This window comes from Novipirellula sp., from assembly GCF_041583735.1.
Lineage (GTDB): Bacteria > Planctomycetota > Planctomycetia > Pirellulales > Pirellulaceae > Novipirellula.
In genome coordinates this window covers 1-2,285 of record NZ_JBFHFD010000951.1, presented here as the reverse complement: position 1 = coordinate 2,285, position 2,285 = coordinate 1, and the positions used below count along the sequence as shown (strand labels likewise).

At 55.3% G+C, this 2,285-nt stretch carries 2 protein-coding genes; both read right to left on the bottom strand.

Translation table 11 applies throughout. The features are described 5' to 3' along the window. Nucleotides 1-1,130: BatA domain-containing protein (locus tag ABX962_RS34935; protein ID WP_372726276.1), on the bottom strand; the 1,130-nt coding region annotated here is incomplete at its 3' end. Then, nucleotides 1,127-2,113: a DUF58 domain-containing protein gene (locus ABX962_RS34930; protein WP_372726275.1), complete on the bottom strand. Its 987-nt coding sequence runs from the start codon at nt 2,111-2,113 to the stop codon at nt 1,127-1,129. The genes ABX962_RS34935 and ABX962_RS34930, both read right to left, overlap by 4 nt. Nucleotides 2,114-2,285: the final 172 nt, after the last annotated feature.

Here is a 2,285-nt window from a genome sequence, read left to right as displayed (position 1 = left end):
GCCTGGACAAAGTACGAATCTTGTTGCATCTCGGCGAGTTCAAACGCGTTTTCGACGATCACCACTGGGACCCGGTCGACGACTTCCACCACCGTACTAAAATGATTGTCTGCGATTAGATCGTCCGAGTGATCAAGCCGACAACTAACGCGGTACGTCCCTGGTGTCGTGAACGTGTGCTCCCAATTCACTTCGAGTGATTGCGCTGCATCGATAGAATCAATTGCTTGCTGGTCTTGTTCGGCTCCATTAATTTTCCAATGAAGCGGAGCCCCGTAAAACGCGGCGTTTCCGTAATTATGCAGCCGAGCTGTCATCGTCACCGGTTGGTCCACGCCCACGATCGTCCGCCGGACAATCATTTGATCCACCGCCACATTCCCTTTGGATGCAGCCTCTTGGGAACTCGACTCGCTGAACTTGTCTAGCCGAACGGTTTGGATTTCGGTTCGAATGGGTGAATCGTTCAAAACTTCGTGAAAACGTTTCCAACCTGCTTCATCCTCCAGTCCCCAATCGGCAGCTTGACCGTCCGTCAAAACGACAATGCGACGCGAGGATTGCGTCGGTTGGTGTTCGGCCTGAACCGCAGTGAACAGTGCCGCCAACAGATCGCTGCGGCCTCGCGTGGCCTGCAGCTGCTGTAATTCGGACTTGATCCACTGTCTGGTTCGCCGATCGCTTCGGACCGGCCCCGTCCCAGTCCACATTGGATACGGTGCGGCGGTCAAGACACGGACGTCATCCGAATTTGGCAATTCTGTCACCATTTCGATCGCATGATCAATCGCACTGGCAATCACCGTTCCTTGCGGATCCGATCTCAACATCGACATCGAGTTATCGACGATAAAGATGGTCTCGCCCCGCTGATTACCTGCTAAAAATCCCGACGGCAACAAGGGGCGTGCGAGAGCAAACACAAGTGCGGCAATCGCCAAACAACGCAGCAGCAACAGCAGCCACTGTTTCATGCGTCGCGCACTGGTTTTTCTCGCGGATGCCTCCATCAAAAACTGCATCGCACCCCACTGGATCACCGTATTACGGCGTCGATCAAACAGATGCAGCAATAGCGGAGCGGCAGCCAAAGGCAGAGCAAACAAAAATGCAACGCTCAGGAAACTCATCTTCGTTTCGCTCCTTTGCGTGCCATGCGGTTCCGCAGGAACCAGCCAAGCGTGTCTGCCAAATCGACTGCAGTCGTCAAGCGGACATAGTCGCCACCGAGGCCCACGACGGTTTCTTCTAATTCCGCAACGAAGCGTCGCATCCGTTCCAAGTACTGGTGGCGGACGGCGGGGGGATCCAAATGAATACGCTGGCCCGAAACTTCTAATGACTGAAACGCCGACCAGCGGCGAAAGTCAAACGTCAACTCTTCCGGAGCCAGCACGTGCATCACCACCACGTCATGTCCGCGAGCACGGACGATCCGCAGAGCGGTAGTGAGTTCCTGAAGGTCGCCAAAACAATCCGAGAACAGCACAAACAATCCCCGTCGTCGTTGCCGGGCCGCACAATGTTGGATCTGCTTGCCCAAACTTCCTTCGTTATTGGAGGCCGCCTCGTTGGGCTGCGCTGACTGCAGCGTCGCCAAGATCGCTCGCAGATGAGCCGCATGCTGTTTCGCTGGAACAAACGCTGGATTATTGTCGTGCAGAATCGTCAATCCGACCGCATCGCGTTGATGCAATAGTAGCCTCGCCAAACAGGCCGCTGCTTGTTTGCTGTAATCAAGCTTGCTCTGCGTCGACAATCCAAACTTCATCGATCCACTCGCATCGATCGCTAACATCGCATGCAAGTTCGTTTCTTCTTCGAATTGGCGAATGAAGTAGCGATCGTTCCTTGCGTAGACCTGCCAATCGATTTGTCGGACCTCGTCACCCGCGGCATATTGCCGGTGCTGGGCGAACTCGCAGCAACCCCCTTTGGTCGTCGAGCGATGCTTGCCCGCCAATAACCCGTCCACCACACTCCGCGACAACAGTTCCAAATGACCGATTTGATCCAAGACCCGCGGGTCGACCAAATCGCGATAGGGCGACGGTGACACAGCGGGCGTCGGCGTAAGATTGGTAGGCGGACGACGGCGAAATCGAGTGAACATGAAGTGGGGGGGGTCGGAGGGTGAAAATCGTGAGAGGAAACGAGCTAGGCCCATCGGATGTTTCAGTGGCGGTCGATGTTACGTAGTGGATCCACGCTTTGGCGACATTTACCGTAGTGGACGAGGCAACGAGTCCTTTTTGGCTCAGTGAAGCGGCAGGACTCGTTGCCTC

What these genes read in the sequence shown, in the direction of transcription:
- ABX962_RS34930 (WP_372726275.1), bottom strand. Translation starts at nt 2,113, where the DNA reads ATGTTCACTCGATTTCGCCGTCGTCCGCCTACCAATCTTACGCCGACG.